The organism is Flavobacterium sp. AG291 (assembly GCF_003350375.1).
Lineage (GTDB): Bacteria > Bacteroidota > Bacteroidia > Flavobacteriales > Flavobacteriaceae > Flavobacterium > Flavobacterium suzhouense.
Genome location: NZ_QQAR01000016.1, coordinates 1 through 20,761, shown reverse-complemented (window position 1 = coordinate 20,761; position 20,761 = coordinate 1). Strand labels below are relative to the sequence as shown.

The window sequence follows — 20,761 nt, the reverse complement described above, 5'->3', positions numbered from 1 at the left end:
CTGAAAATCAGTAAAGTAATTTTATGATATAGAAATTACTAATATCAAAAAATTACAATTATGAGCAAGAGAATCGCCATACTGGCAACTAACGGTTTTGAAGAAAGTGAACTAAAATCACCTAAAGAACATTTAGAGCAACAGGGCTGGACAGCAGAGATTGTCAGCCTGAAAAGCGGAACCATCAAGGCATGGGCGGAAAAGGACTGGGGTAAAGAATATAATGTAGACAAGACCCTTGACGAAGTAACCTCATCAGATTATGACGCATTGGTATTACCGGGTGGAGTTATTAATCCCGATCTGCTGAGAAGACACGATAATGCTATTGCATTTGTTAAAGCTTTTTTTGACGAGAAAAAACCTGTAGCAGCCATTTGCCATGGTCCGCAGATACTTATCAATGCAGAAGTAGTTGATGGCAGGGAACTTACATCATTCATGTCAGTACGAAAAGATCTGGAAAATGCCGGCGCTAACTGGACAGACAAAGAAGTTGTGGTTGACAACGGACTTGTAACCAGCCGTACACCCGATGATTTGCCTGCTTTTAATAAAAAGATGGTAGAAGAAATTAAAGAAGGTAAACATGAATTGCAAAGAAGCTAATTCAAGGTTGAAACTTTGATTCTCCCCGAAAGCTTTTATACCAATTGTGTATAAAAGCTTTCTTTTTTATATTTACTAAAAACATTTATACTGATGAAAACAAAACTATTAATTGTGCTTACACTTGTAGCTTTACAGGCTAATGCACAACTTAAACCCGTAAGTTACCATGACGGAAATCAAAAGCTTAATGGCTTTGCTTCCCAACCTTCAAAATCTTTAAGTAAAAAACCGGGGATACTTATATTACCTGCCTGGAAAGGCATAAGCAACCACTCTAAAGAAACTGCTGAGAAACTGGCAGGACTTGGCTACCACGCTTTTATTGCCGATATATATGGTGAAGGTAACTACCCATCAAATGTTGAAGAAGCCGGAAAACAATCGGGAAAATATAAGAATGATTATAAACTCTATCAAAAACGCATCTCATTAGCTTTAGAGCAATTGGTAAAAAGCGGTGCAAATGCCGACAATATAGTTATCATTGGTTATTGCTTTGGTGGTACTGGCGCTCTTGAAGCTGCCCGTGGCGGTTTACCGGTTCAGGGAGTGGTTTCATTTCACGGTGGACTTGGTAAAGATGCTTCAAGACCAAATGAACCTGTAAAAACAAAAGTACTTGTGCTTCATGGTGCAGATGACCCTTATGTTCCTCAAAAAGATATTGATGCTTTCCAGAAGGAAATGAAAGACGGAAAAGCCGACTGGCAAATGGTATATTATGGCAATGCCGTACATGCATTTACTGAAAAAGAATCAGGAAACGATAACTCTAAAGGTGCCGCCTACAACGAAAAAGCCGATAAACGTTCATGGAGTGATTTTATGGTGTTCTTAAACGAATTGTTTGGTTCAAAATAATTAAACAAATTATTCTATAAAGCCTCCTTATGGGAGGCTTTTTTGTTAAGACTCTTTATTTTTAAATCAAGTTTTAAACATATACTGCTATTTACACATTTTTTTAATAGTTTTAACCCTCCAATCAAACTATCTAAACAATGGGACATCACGACCTTCGCCATGACAGGGAATGCCAAAACTGCGGACATACCGTTGAGGTTTCTTATTGCTCCAAATGCGGACAACACAACATTGAAACCAGGCAGCCATTCCATCACCTTATAACGCATACCATTGAAGATATAACCCATTATGACAGTAACTTTTGGAAAACTATAAAGTACCTGTTGTTCAGGCCTGGTAAACTTACAACAGAATACCTTTTAGGCCACAGGATGCGTTATGTACCTCCTGTAAAGCTTTATATTTTTATAAGCTTTGTGTGCTTTTTCCTTATGGCTATCATGGCACCGGAGGGTGAGCAAGGAAAAAGTCTGAAAGAAATAAATATAGAACAGGAAAAAAAGCAAGAGCAAGTACTTTATGAAAGTAATTTGCTTTCTGTAGAAAATAAAAAGAAAAAAGAAGGTATCAAAGACGATTATGGAAATGTCTACACATCGGTTCATCAATTTGATTCTATACAACATCGGTTACCCGAAAATAAAAAAATGAGTAAGGCTGAATACTACCTGTTCAGATCAATTGTAAAATCTTATGAAGGTAACTTTACAACCAGAGACATAATAATCGCAGCAGCGCATACAATTCCTAAAATATTGTTTATATATATGCCTTTGTTTGCTTTTTGGTTATGGCTTTTCCATGGTAAAAAAAGATGGTTTTTCTTTGATCATGGTATTTTTACACTTCATTATTTCTCCTTCTTATTACTAAGTATTACAATCCTTTATATAGTAAGATGGATTGACAGTCATATTCTACCTCGAAATATTGCCGATACTATTTCCCAGTTACTAACTTTTGCTGTTCTGATATATGCCTTCTTCTATTTCTTTAGGGCTCACAGTAGATTTTATTGTGAACGCAAAGCAATATCAAGACTAAAAAGTTTTTGCTTGTTTATTATAAATTCGTTGAGCATCATAGTTATGATACTAATAACCTTTGTTTATATATTTAACAATCTTCATTAATATAATTGCTATATTTACTTTTACACTAACCTGATTTAAATGAAAAACACACTATTGCTTGCTGCCGTATCGTGCTTTATAGTATCGTGCTCAAGTACTGCTCAGGCTCCTAAGCAAAAAGACTATGCTAAGGCCGATGTTGAAAAATACATGAAGTCCATTACTCCGGGCGACCTAAAAAAGCACCTGTATATTGTTGCTGGTGATGAAATGCAGGGACGTAATACCGGTGAAGAAGGCCAAAAGAAAGCCGGTAAATATCTAATTGAACAATATAAAAAAGACGGCATCTCCTACCCTAAAGGTGCTACAAGTTTTTATCAGCCGGTACCATCATCTTTTATGATGCGCCCATTTAGTCCAAAACTTGGTGATTCCGAAAATATATGGGCCTATATTGAAGGTACTGAAAAACCCGATGAGGTTCTTGTTATTTCGGCACACTATGACCACGTGGGCATGAAAAACGGTGAAGTTTACAATGGTGCAGATGATGATGGTTCGGGTACTGTTGCCCTGCTTGAAATTGCACAGGCATTTACACAGGCTAAAAAGGACGGTTACGGACCCAAACGCTCTATACTTTTCCTTCATGTTACCGGTGAAGAACACGGACTTCATGGCTCACGCTATTATTCCGAGAATCCTTTGTTCCCAATAAGCAATACCATAGCCGACCTTAATATCGATATGATTGGTCGTCGTGATGATGCACATAAAGACAACGGTAATTATGTATATGTAATCGGTTCTGACCGATTAAGCACTGATCTTCATAACATCAATGAAGATGCTAATAAAAAATATACCAAGCTGGATCTGGACTACACGTTTAATGACGTAAACGACCCAAATCAGTTCTATTACAGATCTGACCATTACAACTTTGCGAAAAAGGGAATTCCGATCATTTTCTATTTTAACGGGGTGCACGATGATTATCACCAGCCTGGTGACAAACCTGAAAAAATTGAGTACGATCTATTAGCAAAAAGAGCCCAGCTTGCTTTTGTAACTGCATGGGAACTGGCAAACAGAGAAAACCGCCCTGTTGTAGACAAGAAATAAAAATATAAACCCTTCGTGATTGCGAAGGGTTTCTTTTTTATCTACGGCCTTTAAAGTAATCCGCAAAAGCGGTACAGTTAGATGTAAGGTCATTATAATACAGAGGATACTTAACCTTAAGGGTATTATAATACGGACTTAAATAGTCCGGTTGAGGATATACATCCCTTGCACTATATTCTGCCCTGTTAGTATCGCATAACGCTATCATCCTAATGCATAAAGCTTTAAACTTATCAGTTTTGGCATTCTTCAGTGCCAGTTCATAATAATGTCGTGCATAATTACATTCTCTAAACTCTTTTTCATCCTCAACCACACTTGTAGCATAGCTACTGCTCCAGGAGTAGCGTCGCATCATCCATGAGTTACCATATTGCGTCATGTTATAGTAACAATTGGCAACCAGAAAATAATAATAGTCCCTGTCTTTTTCCTTTACATTCTCCGCTCTTTTAATATACTTAATAAGCTGTTTTGTAACTGTATATTTATTGAGTTTAATATTATCTTTTATCGGAATAAAATCAGGAGTATACTTTATTTGGTAAAATGGATTTTTATCAAACACATCTCCGTAATTTTCAACACGCTCCCATGCAGCCTGATTACCATCCAGATATGTTTTATCAACTTTGTTAAAGTTTACCAATGCCAGCTGGAGCTTATTTTTCCTTATATACTTTGTTCCTAACAAATCATATAATACCGGTAATTGAGACGCAAGTTTATCATATTTCCACCTTGAAAATTTATCTTTTGATCTGTTTTGCTCTATATGGGTAATCAAATCCTTAACCTGCTCAGGACTATATGTAGAATTTATGTAACCGAAATAATCAGTATAATAATCTTCATAGCCATACCCTACATTTTTTTTATTCTTCCAGTAAGCCGTGTTAGCATAATAATCCTCTGAATAGCCATCGCTAAGGCATGAATAAAGCAAAGCCGCATCGGTAGTGTTTCCTTTATATTCCAGCTCCCTGCCAATAGCGAAAACAAATTTTTGATTCCCACTATTTTTAAGCAATATTGCTTTTACCTCTTCAGGAATCTCAGCCTTTCCATATTCCTGAGATGCGGTTAGCGCAAGTGCCTTAATAAGTTGGAGCTCGTTGTACGTCTTTTCATTTTTATTGATCTTAGATTCAAGTAGCTCAATGGTCGCCAGACTTCCGTTAAAGTCTTTTACAGCAAATTGCAATTGTGCTTTGGCCATTTGCCAAAACATAGGATTATTAACCTCTCTTAAATCTACAGAGTTGACAAAATTCAAAACCTGACCGGCATATTGCCTGTCTTTTTCTACTCTTCTTAGAATTAACTTTACACTTGTCTCTTCTTCATCACCATACGATTCAAATCCAAGAGCGGGCTCAAAATAAGAATAGTACGGTGTATAAATCCAGTCTTCTATCTTGTTTACTTCACGCAACAGTAAAAAAGATAATCCATCACTACTTTTACTGTATGAATATATCTTTCTGATTTCGTCAAGCGCCCTGTCTGATTTTCTCACTCCTTTAAGGAGATAAACATTAGCTTTCTCTTTGTTATTAGTTGCATATTTAAGAGTTTCGGTAACAGGTATTGAATCTTTGAAATTGCCAATTACGGCAAATCGTTTATCGGGTGCTTTTGCAAAAACCTGAGCCGCGTAAAAATTAACCAATGACTGATTTTTCTCTGCATAAGACTGAAAATACAAGCTCCAGTAATACACTATATCCTTATCTTCTGAATTAGCAAAATAAGTATTGTATAGCTGACTGATCTTATCAAAATTGCCGTCATAGAAAGCCATGCGTATTGCCAGGAAAATATACCTTAACTGTATTGTTTTATTATTTACTTTTTCAGATGCTTTTAATGCATTATCAATAAGTTTTTGGCGTTGAGGCAACTTAACGTATTCCGTCCTTTCCCAGGGATCACTGTAAAATTCGTTTGCGATCTCACAGGTCTTTGCATATTTAAGGTATTCAATAGCTTCGTTGTCTTTGCATTTAAACAAGTACTTTACCATTTCATTTTTAGATGCAGCAGTAAAATCAGCCGGGCGCAGATTATATACAGCATCACTTATAGCATCAATGGATACTTTTCCTTTACAGTAGCTGTACCAGTTCTTTTCATTAGGATTTGCCTTACCTTCAAAAATATTTTTATCATCAAAAGAATCCGATGTGTAATCAAATTCAGAGAACTCATTATAGCCATAAAACTCCGGTTTGAAAAAGCAAAAGCGTATGTCTTCACCATACGGATAATATCCGCAGGCATTGGCTGTAATACTGCTACTCAGTAAAACGGCTATAAAAACCTGTAATTTCTTCATTGCTGTAGCTTTTTAATTGTTCTGCATCTAAATGGAAAAGACTAACTGTAATGGACTTATCCAATTTTACTCTCTTTTTAATTATATCAATTGCTTCTTTCAATTGTTCACTTCCTATTGCTTCAATTTTAATCTTGTCGCCTTCCCTTAGGTAAAAATCGTTAATGACAGTATCGTTTTGCACCTGATACCAAAAATCCTTTTCAGGCTTTAAAATTGCTTTAATACTTTTGGTATCGGTATATAGCAGCTTTTGAAAATGATTGTTTTGATATACCTGAACCCATGAGTAGACCGGTAGTGCAATATCAATATGTAAAGGATATTTTTCATCAGTATCCAAATAAGCCGAAAACTCTTTGTTGTCCAGAATAGAATTTCGTTCGTGATCTTCTAATGGCTTTATAAGATTATAACACATAAGCATTACACTATCTACCGGGGGAACTCCCATTTTATCGGGATATTTATACGGATACAATCTTAGTGTACAGCTTATTTTCTTTTGAGATAACTCTTTTAATCTTTTCAGGAAATAGAAATAATTGTCTTTCGTACTTATTGTCCAGTCGCAATCCATCTGATATTCATCGACTTTTTGAATATTCTTGAATTTATAGTCCGTTCGGTATTTGTTTATCAGAAAGTTTACATTGTCTGCTAATAGATCAAGACTTTGCTTAGTACAATCTTTAAAAACTTCGTTACGTATATACACCGTAGGAACGAGATTAAAATCCCCGAAATTATTATACATATGGAGTTCCGTTTTTGCTACCGGGATATTCCCCATGACCTCATTCTTTTCAACTTCAAAAAATTTGACGTACATTTTTTTTACCCCCGTACTTTCCAGTAGGTTCCTTTCGGATTCGCTGAAGCTGTATTCATTATTTTTCCAAAAATAAAAAGCCTTCTCCACATGTTCAGCTTTGTGGGAACAGGAAGCAACTACTGCCGAAAGTGCCAGCAGCAAAAAGATATGTTTCATGGTGTTTGGTGGTTTTTAGCAGTAACGTAAAATCGTATTAAAATTATATGTTTTCCTTCATATTTTTCATAAAAAAATCCCACGTTTATCGTGGGATTTAATTTACTGTATTTTAAAGACTAAACTTAGTTCTTAGCCGGAATGTTCTGAAGAATTTCCAATACAAATTTCCAGTACTTCTGAGCCGATTTAATACTTGCTCTTTCGTCCGGGCTATGCGCTCCTTTGATGGTAGGACCAAATGAGATCATATCCATATCAGGATAGTTGGTTCCAAGGATACCACACTCTAATCCTGCATGACATGCTACCACATGTGGCTGGTTTCCGTTTTGTTTTTCATAAATATCTTTTAATACCTCAAGTATCGGAGAGCTGACATTTGGTGTCCAGCCTGGGTATGAACCTGCAAAGGTAACTTCGCAGCCTATAAGCTCAAACGTAGAACGAAGCGCATTGGCAAGATCAAACTTAGAGCTCTCTACCGATGAACGTGTTAAACAGCCAACGTGAATGTTACCATCTTTTACGATAACCCTTGCAATATTGTTAGACGTTTCTACAAGGTTTTCCATATCGGCACTCATGCGGTACACACCATTGTGGGCAGCATATAATGCGCGTATAAGCCCTTCCTGAACGCCAAGCTCCATAATCTTAGCAGGCAGTTCACCTTTCTCGATAGTTATCTTTAAGTTAGGTTCAGTAGTTTTATATTCTGTTTTGATATCATTAATTACCTCCTGCATATCGAAAACGAAAGCTTCATCAAAAATTTCAGAGATAATTACCGTAGCAACGCTTTCCCTAGGGATGGCATTACGAAGGCTACCTCCATTGATCTCAGCAATTTGAAGCCCGAAATTCTCAAAACCATCAAATAAAAGACGATTCATTATCTTGTTGGCATTACCAAGTCCTTTATCGATATCCATTCCTGAGTGACCTCCGCTAAGGCCATTAACCGTAATTGTATAACCAACAGAGTTTTCAGGAACCTCCTCTTCATGGTATTCACGCGTGGCGGTAACATCTACCCCACCGGCACAACCGATATCAATCTCATCATCCTCTTCAGTGTCAAGATTAAGAAGTATCTCACCCTGAAGCAGTCCGCCTTTAAGCCCCATAGCACCAGTCATTCCGGTTTCTTCATCTATTGTGAATAACGCCTCAATAGCTGGGTGCTGAATATCAGTACTTTCAAGTATTGCCATTATAGTTGCAACACCAAGTCCGTTATCCGCTCCAAGAGTCGTTCCTTTAGCACGAACCCAGTCACCGTCTACATACATTTCAATTCCCTGAGTATCAAAATCAAAGTCTGTACCCGCATTTTTCTGGTGCACCATATCAAGATGCGACTGCATAACAATTGTTTTGCGGCTTTCCATTCCTTTGGTAGCAGGCTTTTTAATGATAACGTTACCAACTTCGTCCTCAATAGTTTCAAGGCCTAATTGTTTTCCGAAATCCTTCATGAAAGCAATTACCCTCTCCTCTTTTTTAGAAGGACGTGGTACTGCATTCAGGTCGGCAAATTTATTCCAGAGCGCTTTAGGCTCAAGATTTCTTATTTCCTGGCTCATTTATATTTATGTGTGTTTGTTGTTTTATTCTTATTTAAAATATTCTTTTACAATCCTAGGGATTTCCTTTTCCTCTACCTCTCCTATCCATATATTTTTAGGCTGTATTGAGATTACAGGAGCATGTTTGCAATTATCGGTACAGGTCATACGAACTACGTCAACTTCTTTTTTCAGTCCGCTTTCTTTCAGCTCGATCCTGAAACCTTTGCGGAGTTCTTTACAATAATGACCGCATTTTTTGCCATCGCAAATAAAAATAACCTTTTCCGGAGCATCTAACTTTTTCATGGGGTTAATTTTAATTTATCCATACAAAAATACTACTTATATTTACAATCCGCTATCGAATTACTACTTCCTGATGAAGAAAAAATATATACTCCCGCTGCTACTGTTACTGCAAATAATTATCATAAACATACTCTCGTTCTTTCCTGAATTTGTAGAACGTTATTACAGCAACGGACTCTTTCCTTATCTTTCTAAAGCAGAACGCATCTTCTTTGGCCTGTTTAATTTTTCTATTGGCGACCTGATTTATGGAGTTGTTATAATCTTAGCACTGCGCTGGTTTTGGAAAACAAGAAAGACATGGCGTAAAAATTATAAAGACAACATCTTAAGGATGCTTGGAGCATTCTCGGTATTTTACTTCCTATTCCATTTACTTTGGGCAATGAATTATCATCGTGTTCCTCTTAATGAGAAAATGGGCATCGAAAAGGAATACACTCCCGACGAGCTGATTGCATTTACCAAAAGGATGATTGACAGAACCAATGCAATACATCGCCAAATAGAAAAAAATGACAGCGTAAAAATTGTGATCCCTTATACTATTGATGAGATTTACAACAAATCGACGGATGGCTATAAAGAAATAGAAAAACAGTTCCCTTATTTTGCTTTTGAGCATGAAAGTATAAAGTCCTCGCTTATCAGTACACCTTTATCTTATATGGGATTTGGAGGCTATTTAAACCCGTTTACGAATGAAGCCCAGGTAAACTATAATCTTCCATTGTATGGTTATCCGGCTACAACCTGTCATGAAATGTCGCACCAAATAGGCTATGCCAGCGAAAGCGAAGCCAATTTTATTGGCTATATGGCTTCGATACACAATAAGGACCTTTATTTCCAGTATTCAGGCTATACACTTGCGCTAAAATACTGCCTCCGCAACATTAATAAAATTGATGAAAAGAAAGCTAAAAGCATGGCTAAACTTGTTTTACCCGGTGTGCTTGCCAATTTTAAAGAAAGCGAAGCATTCAATAAAAAATATGAATCGTTTGTAGAAACTATATTTGAATATTTTTATGATAATTACCTGAAGATTAACAAACAAAAAGACGGACTGGAAGCATACAGCAAGTTTGTAGGCCTATTGGTTAATTATTATAAAGACAAAGAATTGTAATTAGTTGTAACAAATTACAGCTTTTAGCTACTTATGCAATATGAGTTCAGAACTTGAAAAGTCTTTTGTACAACAACTTCAGGAAAACCAAAACCTGATACACAAAATATGCAGGCTCTACACCGATAGTGAAGATGCTCACAAAGACCTGTTTCAGGAAATTACCATACAGCTCTGGAAAGCGTATCCTCAATTCAGAGGCGATTCTAAATTTACCACCTGGGCATACCGCGTGGGACTGAACACCGCCATTACACTTTACCGAAAAAAGACAAAGTCTGTCAGTACTATTGAATTTGACAGCAAATTGCACAAAATTGACCAGGATGAATACAACTATGAAGAAGAAGAGCATATAAAATTGCTTTATCAGGCTGTACAACAGCTTAACGACATTGAAAAGGCATTGGTATTTATGTACCTGGAAGACAAAGACTACAGTGAGATAGCCGAAACCCTGGGTATTAGCGAGGTAAATGCCCGCGTAAAAATGAACAGGATAAAAGGCAAACTAAAAACGATATTAAATCCGTAAGTGGACATATGGAAGAGTTAGATCTATTAAAGAAGGACTGGAAAAAGAACGAAAATAAATTCCCGAAACTTTCGGAACAGGAAATCTATGCGATGTTGCATAAGAACTCTACTTCGGTAGTAAAATGGATTTTTGTGATAAGTATACTGGAATTTGCTTTCTTTCTTGCTCTTACTCTATTATTCAATGATAATGCAGGCACCACAAAAATGGAGAGCTATCTGAATGGCTTTTCCACTGTTGTTACGATACTTGATTATGCAATCATGGTTTACTTCTTCTGCCTGTTTTATATCAATTATAAAAAAATCACTACTACCGACAAGGTTAAGAACCTTATGTCAAACATCTTAAAAACACGCAAAACCGTATCTAACTATATCTTTGTTAAGATATTCTTTATGGTTATACTGCTTATAATTATGTTTGTTTTATTCTTCTATAATGAGCCTGAGATGATTAACACGCTGCATATCGCTGAAGAAAAAGGAAAACTATTTATAGTATGCCTGGTTTATTTTGCAGCTGTAGCCATAAGTGTAGCTGTCTTTGCCGGAGTTGTATTGTTATTTTACAAGCTTATTTACGGACTGTTACTTAAACGTCTCAAGAAAAATTACGACGAACTTAAAAAAATAGACTTCTAAAAAATGAAAAGATTACTGCTTGTCGCTTTTGGATTTATTTCTCTTTATACTAATGCTCAAAATCTTGAAAATAGCCTTTTATGGAAGATTTCTGGTAATGGACTTAGTCAGCCCTCATATCTTTTTGGCACAGTTCACATTACCTGCGACGCTACCTTGAGTACCAAAGTTAATACTGCCCTGGATGCTACCAAGCAGCTATACCTTGAGCTTGATATGGATGACCCAAATATGATGAAAGAAATGATGGGTGGCATGGCAATGAAAGATGGTGCTACCATGACATCACTGCTTAGCACTGAAGATTATAAGCTGGTAGAAGATTTTATTAAATCTAAAACGGGTATGCCGCTCAAAATGCTGGACAGTTATAAACCTTTTTTGGTAAGTGCTATGCTTATGCCGGCAATGTTGGACTGCAAGGCGCAATCTATAGAGCAGTCGCTTATAGATGCAAGCAAAAAACAAAACGAAGAAATTTTTGGTTTAGAGACGGTACAGGAACAACTGGATGTCTTTGATGCGATTCCATACAAAGAACAAATGGAAGACCTGTTAGCTTCGGCAAAAGACGATATGGCTAATGACAGAGCAGAATACAACAAAATGATGGAACTATATAATGCTCAAAAGCTTAATGAGCTTATGGCATTTATGAAGTCTTCTAAAAACAAAACCGCTTCACACGACGATGTGCTACTAATAAACCGCAACAAAAACTGGATTCCGCGTATTGAAAAAATTGCCAAAGAGAAACCTACTTTATTTGGTGTAGGTGCCGGTCACTTAGGCGGTGAGAACGGTGTAATTATGTTGTTACGTAAAAAAGGTTATAAAGTTGAAGCTGTAAAATAATTGTATTTCCATAGTTATTCTGATTTAATTTTCTTACAATTGTATTCTATAACCTTGTTATATAATTTAACAACAGGATATTGTAATTAAAATCATCAATCAGCCGACAATGAAACATCTTTTTACGATCATCTTATTAGCGACATCATTTAGTATTTTCTCTCAGGAAAATACTACTGATACCATTAAAAAAATGGATAAGGAACTTGATGAAGTGGTTATCGAGAAAAAGAAAAAAGCAGTTGAGAGAAAGGCAGACAGAACTATTTATAACTTTTCAGATCAGTCGCAATTAAATTCAGGCTCATTAATGGAAGGCCTAAAAAAACTTCCGGGACTTATCATTTCAGAAGTTGCAGGAATGATGTATCAGGGAAAACAGCTTCAGGTATATATGGATGGACGTCCGTTAAACATCTATTCTAATGAGCTGAATGCCTATCTCGAGGGAATGCCGGCTAACGCCATTGAAAAAGTGGAAATCATAACCAATCCAGGAGCGGAATTTCCGGCAACATCGGGCGGAGCTATTATAAATATTGTAACCGCTAAAAATGCCAAAAGATATCTGACCGCTACCTACTCTAACGGTTATAGCTACACAAAATATACTAGATCAAGAAACCGCTTTAATAACAGCCTTATGTTGAGTGCTGCCAATAAAGTTTTTAGCTGGCAGATACAGGGTGGGCAAAACTATAGTGAAAGTTATACCAAAACCAGACTTACCGATAATGACATTGTTGTAACCCAAAATTACTCCGACAATATTAGCCGTTTTTACTACTTAAAAACAGGTGTGAAATTCGATTTTAAGAAGGACAGGTTACTTCTTAATTATGATATTAACGGAAATAACAATAACTCTTTTGTACAGGCTAACGGTAATGGTTTTACATCTGACGACAAAAGCAAATCTAAACGCTATTACAATGATGTAATGGCTATATATCAAAAACGTTTTGAAAATCCGGAAACTAAACTCGACTTCCGTTTTAACTATAATGATGGGAATAGTAACTTTGATCTTAATTCAAGAGCTGATAACAACCCTGTATTAGACAATAATAGTCACCAAAAATATTATCAGTTCAAAACGGACTATTCTCAGGAAATTGATTTATTGGATAAAACCAAATTCAGTGCAGGCATACTAGCTGAACAACTGGACTTTGAAGCTAAAAATTTTGGCATCGAGAATCTGGATTATAGCAGAACGATACTTGCTGCCTATTCTGAAGGTCAGGCTACTTATAAAAAATTCGATTTTATATTAGGAGCCCGCCTGGAATCATATGATGTAAAAGGTACTACTGATACCGATGATCTTATACCATTCAGGCAAACAAGATTTTTCCCAAATGCTACCATTCAGTATACTTTAATACCTCAGGTATATTTTAAAGCCAATTATAATAAAAAAATCAGCCTGCCTAATACTTCAGCACTCAATCCAAACAATACCAGCTATCAAAATCCGAACATTGGCTTTTATGGTAACCCTTATCTAGATCCAACAATCTATAACAATTATGAGGTTGAACTAAGCGCCTTTGAATATTTTACTATAGGTTATTCGTTTACCCATGCCGATAATCAAATCATTAATCGTATAATATCAACTCCTAACGGGGCTGCGAGTATAACCCAGAATGTACCCAAAGTAACTTACCGTAATTTCAACTTCGGAATCCCGCTTCCTTTTATGCTTATTACGAAAGGACTAACAGAGACTTTGAAAATGGATTTTAATCCTGATGAGATAAACTTTATGTATATCTATGCAGGAAACTCGAAACAAATTATCGACGGGCTGGACACTAAAGGAATATGGAACATGAACGCCATGGTACAACTACTGCTTCCTAAAAAAGTAAAGTTTACTGCTAATTACATGACATCTAATACGGGAGGAAATTATTACTATTACTCCATAGAAAAGCCCCTGAATCATCAGCTCGACCTGACCTTTGCCAAAAAGTTTTTTTCTGATAATTTATCTGTGTCATTATATTTGAATGATGCCCTGAATACCAATAGGCAAGAGTTTGCGATGGCAGGAACTAACCTGAACTACAAAACCAAATATGACACCCGAAGAATAGGTTTTTCCCTGACGTATAAAATACCTTCTAAGAATAAAAACTCTCAGGAAACAGACATTCTGAATAATGACAAAAAACAGGAACAACAAAATATTTTAGGCAACTAGAAAAACAAAAGAGCAACCCGATGGGTTGCTCTTTTGTTTTTTTAATAATTCCATTGTCTTTGCTTGTTCAGTTCCTCCTGGGCTTCCATAACTTCTGTCGGAATAACTTTCAGGAAAGACGGATGCTGTTCTATGGCATACTCAATTTTTTCAACTATCTCATCAACGGTTTCGTTGTCGTAATCAATATCAAGTGGTTCCTTAATGATGAATGATTGAAGTATACCTTTCTTTTTAAGCCTCAATCCTTTTTTATCAAAAGACCTTCGGAAACCATCTATCACAATTGGTACCACAAGTGGCTTATGCTGTTTAATAATATGAGCTGTTCCTTTACGGATAGGCTTAAAAGGCTTTGTAGTTCCCTGAGGGAATGTTATTACCCAGCCATCCTCTAAAGCAATTTTTATATTCTCAGTGTCATTAGGATTAACTTCACGTTGCACATCCTGCCCTTTAGCCCTCCATGTTCGCTCTACTGTAATAGCACCTGCATAAGAGAGTATTCGCGGCAATAACCCCTCTTTCATCGTTTCCTTGGCCGCTACGTAATAAATATTAAGTTTTGGATGCCATATATACCCTACGTTCTTAATGTTGTCCTCACGGCCTTTAAGACCCGCATTAAACACATGGAACATTGCCACAACATCGGCAAAGTATGTCTGGTGATTTGATATGAAAAGGACATTTCTATCCGGCAACGCCCTGATTATTTCAGAGCCGTCTATCTGCAATTCGTTAAATCCTCTGTATCGTCTGTGTGTAAGTATCCCAAAAACGCGTATTAGCCATTTTTTAAGGAATAATATATGTCCGAAGGGATTTCTTTTAAATAAACCCATGATTTATACTAAAATATCCTGCAAACTTACAAAAACTAAGCCATTATAGTACGCTTTTTATTGTTTCTTTAAGCTCACTGAGTATCATGGCAGTAGCTCCCCAAACAATATGCTGACCTACTTTAAAGGCTGGCACACTCATTCTTTGGGCATAAGATGTTTGTAATTCGGTTTCAATAACTATAGAGTCATCCAAAAATACATCGAGCGGAAGTTCAATAATCTCCACCACTTCATCAGGGTTAGGAATAAAACTGGGCTCAGCGAGTGATATACCCAAGTAAGGAGATACAAGAAAGTTACTTGGCGGAATATAAATATCACTAAAAGGCATTATCACATCAATGTCAGAAGGCACTACCCCTACCTCTTCAAAAGTTTCACGAACTGCTGTAGCTGCAAGATCTTTGTCCTCAGGCTCAGCCTTACCTCCCGGAAAGGAAATCTGCGATGAGTGCACGCCTTCATAAGCATTACGTTTTATCAGTACGAGGTTTGCCATTTCATCTTTTGGATAAAAAAGCATCATGACAGCCGAACGACGTGGATTATTATCTTTATAATAGTCAGGATCTAAAGTTGGGAGCCTTGATACAGGAGCCATTTTTGCATGAGCGGTTAAGGCAGGTAGCTGTTGATTTACTATCTTTGGGATGTATTTTAGGAATTCGGTAAAGAGCATTTTGGCATCAATCTTAATTACCATAAAGATACTCAATTATAAGTACTCACAAAAGCACAGTGTATGTTTAGCAAAGCAGAAGCCCAAATCATAAAAAAAGAATTCTGGACGGCATTCGCCGAAGCCTATCCCCGTAAATGGTTGTTGTATGATACCAAGATCAAGGATGTATCATTCAAATTCTATGTAGATAATAAAAAAGCCCAGGTGCTTTTGGACATAGAACCCAAAGAAGACGATAAAAGAATCATTTATTATGAAAAGATTGAATCGCTTAAAAACATACTGCACGAAGAGTTTTTATCCGAAGCTATTTTAGAAAGAAATTATCATCTGCCGGATACCGGAAAAGTAATTAGCCGTATTTGGGTAGAAAAGACAGGAGGTATCAGCCTTTACAATAAAGCTACATGGAATGAGATTTTTGATTTCTTTTACGAAAGTATGGATGCTTTTGAGCGCTTCTTTTACGAATATGAAGATTACATCAGAGACCTTGAGATTAATACATAAAAAAGTCCCTCTTTAAAGAGGGACTTTTTTATGTATTATCAATTTAACGTACCATTGAGAAGTGTCCTTTAAATATCTTGCCATCTTCTCTGGTTACAACAAACCAGTAGTCCGACGAAGGCAAATCAACCCCGTTAAACTTACCATCCCATCCCTGGCTCATTGCACCAAACGAACTTACATGTTTACCATAGCGATCAAAGATATCCACTTTTAAATGTGGTTCTTTTACAGAATACTCTATTTTCCAGTAGTCATTGCTTCCATCCCCATTAGGCGTAAAGAAATTTTGATATGTCATTAATACTATTTCCTGAACATCTTCACCACAACCCAAAGCATCTTTAACGTATACCTGATAAACTCCTGTCTCAAGACTGGTAAAGGTACTATCTTCCTGATAGTTTATTCCATCTAACGAATATTCATAATAACCCGAACCTTCTGCCTGAACAGTAATACTGTTTTGCTCTCTGGTCCAGTCCGATGTGTCGATCTTAACAATTTTAGGAGTAACAGACGTTTTGATTTCAACACTATTTTCACCAAAACAAGTTCTTTCATTACCATAAGCTTTCTCGACGGTAACGGTATATGTGCCAGGCTCACTTACAACAATAGTTCTGGTAGTCTCTCCTGTAGACCAAAGGTAGCTTTTATAACCACCCTCAGCTGTTATTGAAACTACTCCTTCATTACATATAGTTCCTTTGGTGTTAATTTCCGGTACCGGTTTTTCGCCAACAAACAATCTAAAGGAAGTTGTGCCATAGCAAACACCGATTTCATTATGTATCAGACGAACATAAATAATCTGCCCGTTATCGATGTTGTGATAAAATTCAGGAAGCGGATTAACATTATTATCGGCATCTGCCTGAGAAGCATGATACGTAATCGTATACATAGACGGATAATAAGAGCCTAATACCTGTGCGTTCTGATCTGTAAGGTGGAATTCAAAATTATCTGTTTCTCCCTGTTCCACACAAACAATCATATCATCAGGTTTTGTGGCATCAGTTATAGAAGGAAGACTTTGCACATTGAAACCTTTCACGTCTACATTACCGCACGCATCTTCAATCTGGAAAAGATATTCTGCAGGTTCAAGATCTGTAAAAATATTATTTGGTCCATTATCAACATAAAACGGTTGACCATTTTTGGACTTAATTTTATAAGTAACAGGATAACCCATTATATCCAGAATAACATCATTAGGCTGACCGGCACAGGCAAGTGTATAAGCTGCCATAATTTGCAATTGCTCTGTATAAGTAAACTCGCCTAAAATGCTAACACATTTAGTTTTTTCATTTGTACCATCACCATAACACTCAAACTTTTTAATAATTCTCATTTTACCACTAAAGTTCAGGTTATTGCGTACCGCTTTATTTTCAAGTGATAAACCAGTCGTATTATCAGGTACACTTCCTTCTGCATAAGCAGCAAATGTTAAAGGATGCATCCATGTATGTGTAACCGGATCAAAAAGCTGTAACCAATACCCACTACCTGATTCTCCATTGCTGGTATCATTTAGCTCTACCATAAAAGTCCCGCAGTTAGGTGTAAACAAAAATGGATCAACAGGAGCAACATAACCCTCAACAACAATTTCCTGATCCCTAACCAAACCACATATATCTGTAGCCCTAACAATATAAGTTCCTGCCGGAAGTGCATTCATATAAAGAATACCATCTACAGCTATTTTAGAAGTAACATTATAAGGTAACGCATGATTAAATGCCGAAGGAGCACTAATTACAGATGCAGCAGTTAAAATCCCGTTGCCGCTACTGGCACTGAGCGTTCCATACCCAACATCACAAGAAGGCAGCATAGCATTAGCAAAAGCCCTTTCTATATATGGCGGTACTTCAACTATAATTTCATAAACAAAGCCACAATCGTCGGTTATAGTGATAGTATAAATACCTAAAGGAAGATCGTCCAGAGCCAGGATGCCGTCAAGCGTAATGCTTGATGATACATTTTGAGGTAAAGTAGCCTGATATGATGACGGAGCATCAGTAATTATAGCCGATACAAGTTTAGAATCTGGCACACTTGCCCTGATGTATCCAAACAGAGAAAAACAGCCGTTATTCACTCCATATTGGGTAGGTATTGGTTTAATAAACTCTATTTTAAGAGTATCAATTGCTTTTCTACCGCAGACATCAGTTATTTCAATAATGTAATCACCAAAAGGCACAGAATTCGTTTCACTACCATAGTTTATATTATTCTGTGTAAAAGGACCATTGGGTGTACTATTATAATCAGCAACAACAAATTCTGCAGGAGCACTCAAAAAATTTACAGTATAAGAAGTTGTATATTTTGAAGCATCAAGCTTAATGTACTTCTCAGCACAAGGTACTTTACCGGTACCCAATGTAAGTGAGATATTAGGGTCTACAACATTATCATTCTTTTCATAAACATACTGACATACATCAGTAACTTTCATATTATAAGTATACGATTCCGTTTGATAACGGGGAACTGTCATTACTACATCTAAAACATACGGATCACCGGTAGTAAATGTTTGATTAACTACTATTGGATTACCTCCTATATCTAAAGGTGAAAGTGTACTCTCTACAGTTAAAGGATAACCTAATGTACCAGTTGTAGCATTAAGTGTATTCATTACTTTTATCGAATCACAAACAGTGCTTACCGTTTCGGGATAGCTAGTCGCTGATATGTTAATTGCCCCTGAAACCACAACCAATGTATAGGTCTTTACTTTACCTACACCACAGTTATCAAAAGCTCTGATATTATAAGTTCCCTGAGGAAGACCTTCAAAAACATTTGATGACTGCAATGGTCTGGTAACGGGTCCATAAATAATTTCATATGATTCTCCAACCCCGGATGTGGCATTTACAATTATACTTCCAACGTCCTCACAATGGTGTGAAGATGTCGTAACTTCAAAAGCAAAGGGTACAATCTTATTTTCAATTGTAATCGTTATATCTTTCCTGTTAGATTGATTACCTAAAGACTGTATAGCTTCTATTTTGTAGGTTGCTGCAGAAAGGCTGCCTAAGTAATCCGATGTAGTAACAGTAAACGGGTTTACATCATCAGGCATAATAAACACCTTATATAATATCGAAGCATTTGGTGTAGTATTAGTAACCATAAACGTAAGTGACCCGTTTCCTAAACACGTTTCGTTGGTTTTAACAACACTAAATGTAAAATCAGACAATTGAGAAAATACTGATGATGAGAACATCAGCAATGTAACAAGCAAGTAAAATCTTTTCATACTAACCCCCATTTAAAACATTTAACCAGTACTCAATTAATTATGAGTTTGGTTTCGCCTTCATTACCTAGGCAATAATAATCATTAAAACTATAACTTATTGATTTACAGAAAAATAAACAATGTAGTTCATCGATAAAAACTGCAATATTCGTATTTTAAATAACTATTTAGAATTTAAAACACTGACTACCAATAAATTAAAATGGGGGGATTTTTGAACATTTAAAAAACAACTAACATTAAATAATCTTAAATGTTAATTGTACATGTTTAAATTTACATCTTTTTTTGAAATATAAAAACAAATTAACTTAAAAAAATAGTGATATTAAAATTAAAATAATTATAAAAAAATCATTAAATAAGGAATTTTCTTTCTTTATACATTAAAAAAATCATAAAGCATATTATTTACTATTTAAATTAAATTTATAAGCACAATTTTTTTATTCTTATTCTATCTAAAATCCTTTTGTAAATAAAAATATAATGCATGAACGATCCAAAAACAACATATAACCTCATTTTAAATTACAACTATAAATACGTATATAATGCTATTCTGGATGTGGTATAAATCCTGTTTAACATGATGTTAACATACATAAAACCCTATCGCACCGGATAGCATTTCAAAAGATCTGATCTCATCGTAAATAATGAACGGTCTTCAAAAGGCACGAGGCCTTCAGCCGAATTGGCGCAGCAAAGGCGACTACCCCCGATAGCTATCGGGGCTACCACAAATTGCAGCATCAATAGTGCTATAAAACAAAAAAACCTTCATCGTAAATGATGAAGGGTTTTCAAAAGGCACGAGGCCTTCAGCCGAATTGGTGCAGCAAAGGCGACGACCCTCGATAGCTATCGGGGCTACCACAAATTGCAGTACCAATAGTGCTATAAAGCAAAAAAACCTTCATCGTATATGATGGACGATCTTCAAAAGGCACGAGGCCTTCAGCCGAATTGGCGCAACAAAGGCGACTACCCCCGATAGCTATCGGGCTACCACAAATTGCAGTACCAATAGTGCTATAAAACAAAAAACCCTTCATCGTAAATGATGAAGGGTTTTCAAAAGAAAGGCGACGACATACTCTCCCACAAATTGCAGTACCATCTGCGCAGTCGGGCT

General features: G+C 36.3%; 18 protein-coding genes. 10 read left to right on the top strand and 8 right to left on the bottom strand.

What is annotated here, in order from left to right; translation table 11 throughout:
- Positions 1–60: 60 nt before the first annotated feature.
- The 4 genes from DEU42_RS15285 (at position 61) to DEU42_RS15270 (ending at position 3,680) form a co-directional block, all read left to right on the top strand.
- Positions 61–609, top strand: coding sequence for a type 1 glutamine amidotransferase domain-containing protein (locus DEU42_RS15285; protein ID WP_114759199.1), 549 nt, complete (start codon positions 61–63; stop codon positions 607–609).
- A gap of 93 nt (positions 610–702) precedes the next feature.
- Positions 703–1,473, top strand: a complete 771-nt coding sequence (locus tag DEU42_RS15280) for a dienelactone hydrolase family protein (protein ID WP_114759198.1) — start codon at positions 703–705, stop codon at positions 1,471–1,473.
- A gap of 140 nt (positions 1,474–1,613) precedes the next feature.
- Positions 1,614–2,612, top strand: a complete 999-nt coding sequence (locus tag DEU42_RS15275) for a DUF3667 domain-containing protein (protein WP_114759197.1) — start codon at positions 1,614–1,616, stop codon at positions 2,610–2,612.
- A 39-nt stretch (positions 2,613–2,651) separates the two neighbouring features.
- Positions 2,652–3,680: a M28 family metallopeptidase gene (locus DEU42_RS15270; protein WP_114759196.1), complete on the top strand. Its 1,029-nt coding sequence runs from the start codon at positions 2,652–2,654 to the stop codon at positions 3,678–3,680.
- A 37-nt stretch (positions 3,681–3,717) separates the two neighbouring features.
- Here the strand turns inward: DEU42_RS15270 and DEU42_RS15265 are convergent, their stop codons facing one another.
- From DEU42_RS15265 to DEU42_RS15250, 4 genes are all read right to left on the bottom strand, one after another.
- Positions 3,718–6,021: a hypothetical protein gene (locus DEU42_RS15265; RefSeq protein WP_114759195.1), complete on the bottom strand. Its 2,304-nt coding sequence runs from the start codon at positions 6,019–6,021 to the stop codon at positions 3,718–3,720.
- Complete coding sequence (locus DEU42_RS15260) at positions 5,981–7,012, bottom strand: hypothetical protein (protein WP_114759194.1); 1,032 nt, start codon at positions 7,010–7,012, stop codon at positions 5,981–5,983. Before DEU42_RS15260 ends, DEU42_RS15265 begins: the two co-directional genes overlap by 41 nt.
- Positions 7,013–7,137: 125 nt before the next feature.
- Positions 7,138–8,601, bottom strand: coding sequence for an aminoacyl-histidine dipeptidase (locus DEU42_RS15255; RefSeq protein ID WP_114759193.1), 1,464 nt, complete (start codon positions 8,599–8,601; stop codon positions 7,138–7,140).
- A 30-nt stretch (positions 8,602–8,631) separates the two neighbouring features.
- On the bottom strand, positions 8,632–8,892 hold the full coding sequence (locus DEU42_RS15250; protein ID WP_114759192.1) for a (2Fe-2S) ferredoxin domain-containing protein: 261 nt from the start codon (positions 8,890–8,892) through the stop codon (positions 8,632–8,634).
- Here DEU42_RS15250 and DEU42_RS15245 point away from each other — a divergent pair.
- From DEU42_RS15245 to DEU42_RS15225, 5 genes are all read left to right on the top strand, one after another.
- Positions 8,891–10,027 (top strand): DUF3810 domain-containing protein, encoded by a 1,137-nt coding sequence (locus DEU42_RS15245; RefSeq protein WP_317047655.1) that lies wholly within the window; start codon positions 8,891–8,893, stop codon positions 10,025–10,027. The two genes, DEU42_RS15250 and DEU42_RS15245, sit on opposite strands and share 2 nt — an antisense overlap.
- Before the next feature lie 40 nt (positions 10,028–10,067).
- Positions 10,068–10,562 carry an RNA polymerase sigma factor gene (locus DEU42_RS15240; protein WP_114759191.1) on the top strand — a complete coding sequence of 165 codons (495 nt, stop codon included), beginning with the start codon at positions 10,068–10,070 and terminating at the stop codon, positions 10,560–10,562.
- An 8-nt stretch (positions 10,563–10,570) separates the two neighbouring features.
- A complete protein-coding gene (locus tag DEU42_RS15235) occupies positions 10,571–11,209 on the top strand; it encodes a hypothetical protein (protein WP_114759190.1) in 639 nt (212 codons plus the stop codon).
- 3 nt (positions 11,210–11,212) lie between these two features.
- Positions 11,213–12,064: a TraB/GumN family protein gene (locus DEU42_RS15230; protein WP_114759189.1), complete on the top strand. Its 852-nt coding sequence runs from the start codon at positions 11,213–11,215 to the stop codon at positions 12,062–12,064.
- Positions 12,065–12,173: 109 nt separating this feature from the next.
- Positions 12,174–14,276 (top strand): TonB-dependent receptor domain-containing protein, encoded by a 2,103-nt coding sequence (locus DEU42_RS15225; protein ID WP_114759188.1) that lies wholly within the window; start codon positions 12,174–12,176, stop codon positions 14,274–14,276.
- Positions 14,277–14,317: 41 nt separating this feature from the next.
- Here DEU42_RS15225 and DEU42_RS15220 read toward each other — a convergent pair whose 3' ends face one another.
- Together DEU42_RS15220 and DEU42_RS15215 are read right to left on the bottom strand one after the other, a co-directional pair.
- Positions 14,318–15,121 (bottom strand): lysophospholipid acyltransferase family protein, encoded by an 804-nt coding sequence (locus DEU42_RS15220; protein WP_114759187.1) that lies wholly within the window; start codon positions 15,119–15,121, stop codon positions 14,318–14,320.
- Between the two features lie 43 nt (positions 15,122–15,164).
- Positions 15,165–15,827, bottom strand: coding sequence for an NUDIX hydrolase (locus DEU42_RS15215; RefSeq protein WP_317047654.1), 663 nt, complete (start codon positions 15,825–15,827; stop codon positions 15,165–15,167).
- 39 nt (positions 15,828–15,866) lie between these two features.
- Here DEU42_RS15215 and DEU42_RS15210 point away from each other — a divergent pair, with 39 nt between their 5' ends.
- Entirely contained in the window at positions 15,867–16,316 is a 450-nt protein-coding gene (locus DEU42_RS15210) for a DUF4268 domain-containing protein (protein ID WP_114759186.1), read from the top strand.
- 43 nt (positions 16,317–16,359) lie between these two features.
- On the opposite strand, the gene DEU42_RS15205 is transcribed toward DEU42_RS15210, so the two are convergent.
- Together DEU42_RS15205 and DEU42_RS17690 are read right to left on the bottom strand one after the other, a co-directional pair.
- A complete protein-coding gene (locus tag DEU42_RS15205; RefSeq protein ID WP_158537891.1) occupies positions 16,360–19,620 on the bottom strand; it encodes a T9SS type B sorting domain-containing protein in 3,261 nt (1,086 codons plus the stop codon).
- Positions 19,621–20,447: 827 nt separating this feature from the next.
- On the bottom strand, positions 20,448–20,761 hold a 314-nt coding region (locus DEU42_RS17690), incomplete at its 5' end, for a hypothetical protein (RefSeq protein WP_233506710.1).

Bases quoted from the DNA above. Each gene is read 5' to 3' on its own strand.
- DEU42_RS15215 (WP_317047654.1), bottom strand. From the start codon at position 15,827: ATGGTAATTAAGATTGATGCCAAAATGCTCTTTACCGAATTCCTAAAA.
- DEU42_RS15280 (WP_114759198.1), top strand. From the start codon at position 703: ATGAAAACAAAACTATTAATTGTGCTTACACTTGTAGCTTTACAGGCT.
- DEU42_RS15205 (WP_158537891.1), bottom strand. From the start codon at position 19,620: ATGAAAAGATTTTACTTGCTTGTTACATTGCTGATGTTCTCATCATCA.
- DEU42_RS15265 (WP_114759195.1), bottom strand. From the start codon at position 6,021: ATGAAGAAATTACAGGTTTTTATAGCCGTTTTACTGAGTAGCAGTATT.
- DEU42_RS15225 (WP_114759188.1), top strand. From the start codon at position 12,174: ATGAAACATCTTTTTACGATCATCTTATTAGCGACATCATTTAGTATT.
- DEU42_RS15260 (WP_114759194.1), bottom strand. From the start codon at position 7,012: ATGAAACATATCTTTTTGCTGCTGGCACTTTCGGCAGTAGTTGCTTCC.
- DEU42_RS15255 (WP_114759193.1), bottom strand. From the start codon at position 8,601: ATGAGCCAGGAAATAAGAAATCTTGAGCCTAAAGCGCTCTGGAATAAA.
- DEU42_RS15235 (WP_114759190.1), top strand. From the start codon at position 10,571: ATGGAAGAGTTAGATCTATTAAAGAAGGACTGGAAAAAGAACGAAAAT.
- DEU42_RS15250 (WP_114759192.1), bottom strand. From the start codon at position 8,892: ATGAAAAAGTTAGATGCTCCGGAAAAGGTTATTTTTATTTGCGATGGC.
- DEU42_RS15275 (WP_114759197.1), top strand. From the start codon at position 1,614: ATGGGACATCACGACCTTCGCCATGACAGGGAATGCCAAAACTGCGGA.
- DEU42_RS15230 (WP_114759189.1), top strand. From the start codon at position 11,213: ATGAAAAGATTACTGCTTGTCGCTTTTGGATTTATTTCTCTTTATACT.
- DEU42_RS15210 (WP_114759186.1), top strand. From the start codon at position 15,867: ATGTTTAGCAAAGCAGAAGCCCAAATCATAAAAAAAGAATTCTGGACG.
- DEU42_RS15285 (WP_114759199.1), top strand. From the start codon at position 61: ATGAGCAAGAGAATCGCCATACTGGCAACTAACGGTTTTGAAGAAAGT.
- DEU42_RS15245 (WP_317047655.1), top strand. From the start codon at position 8,891: ATGGGGTTAATTTTAATTTATCCATACAAAAATACTACTTATATTTAC.
- DEU42_RS15240 (WP_114759191.1), top strand. From the start codon at position 10,068: ATGAGTTCAGAACTTGAAAAGTCTTTTGTACAACAACTTCAGGAAAAC.
- DEU42_RS15270 (WP_114759196.1), top strand. From the start codon at position 2,652: ATGAAAAACACACTATTGCTTGCTGCCGTATCGTGCTTTATAGTATCG.
- DEU42_RS15220 (WP_114759187.1), bottom strand. From the start codon at position 15,121: ATGGGTTTATTTAAAAGAAATCCCTTCGGACATATATTATTCCTTAAA.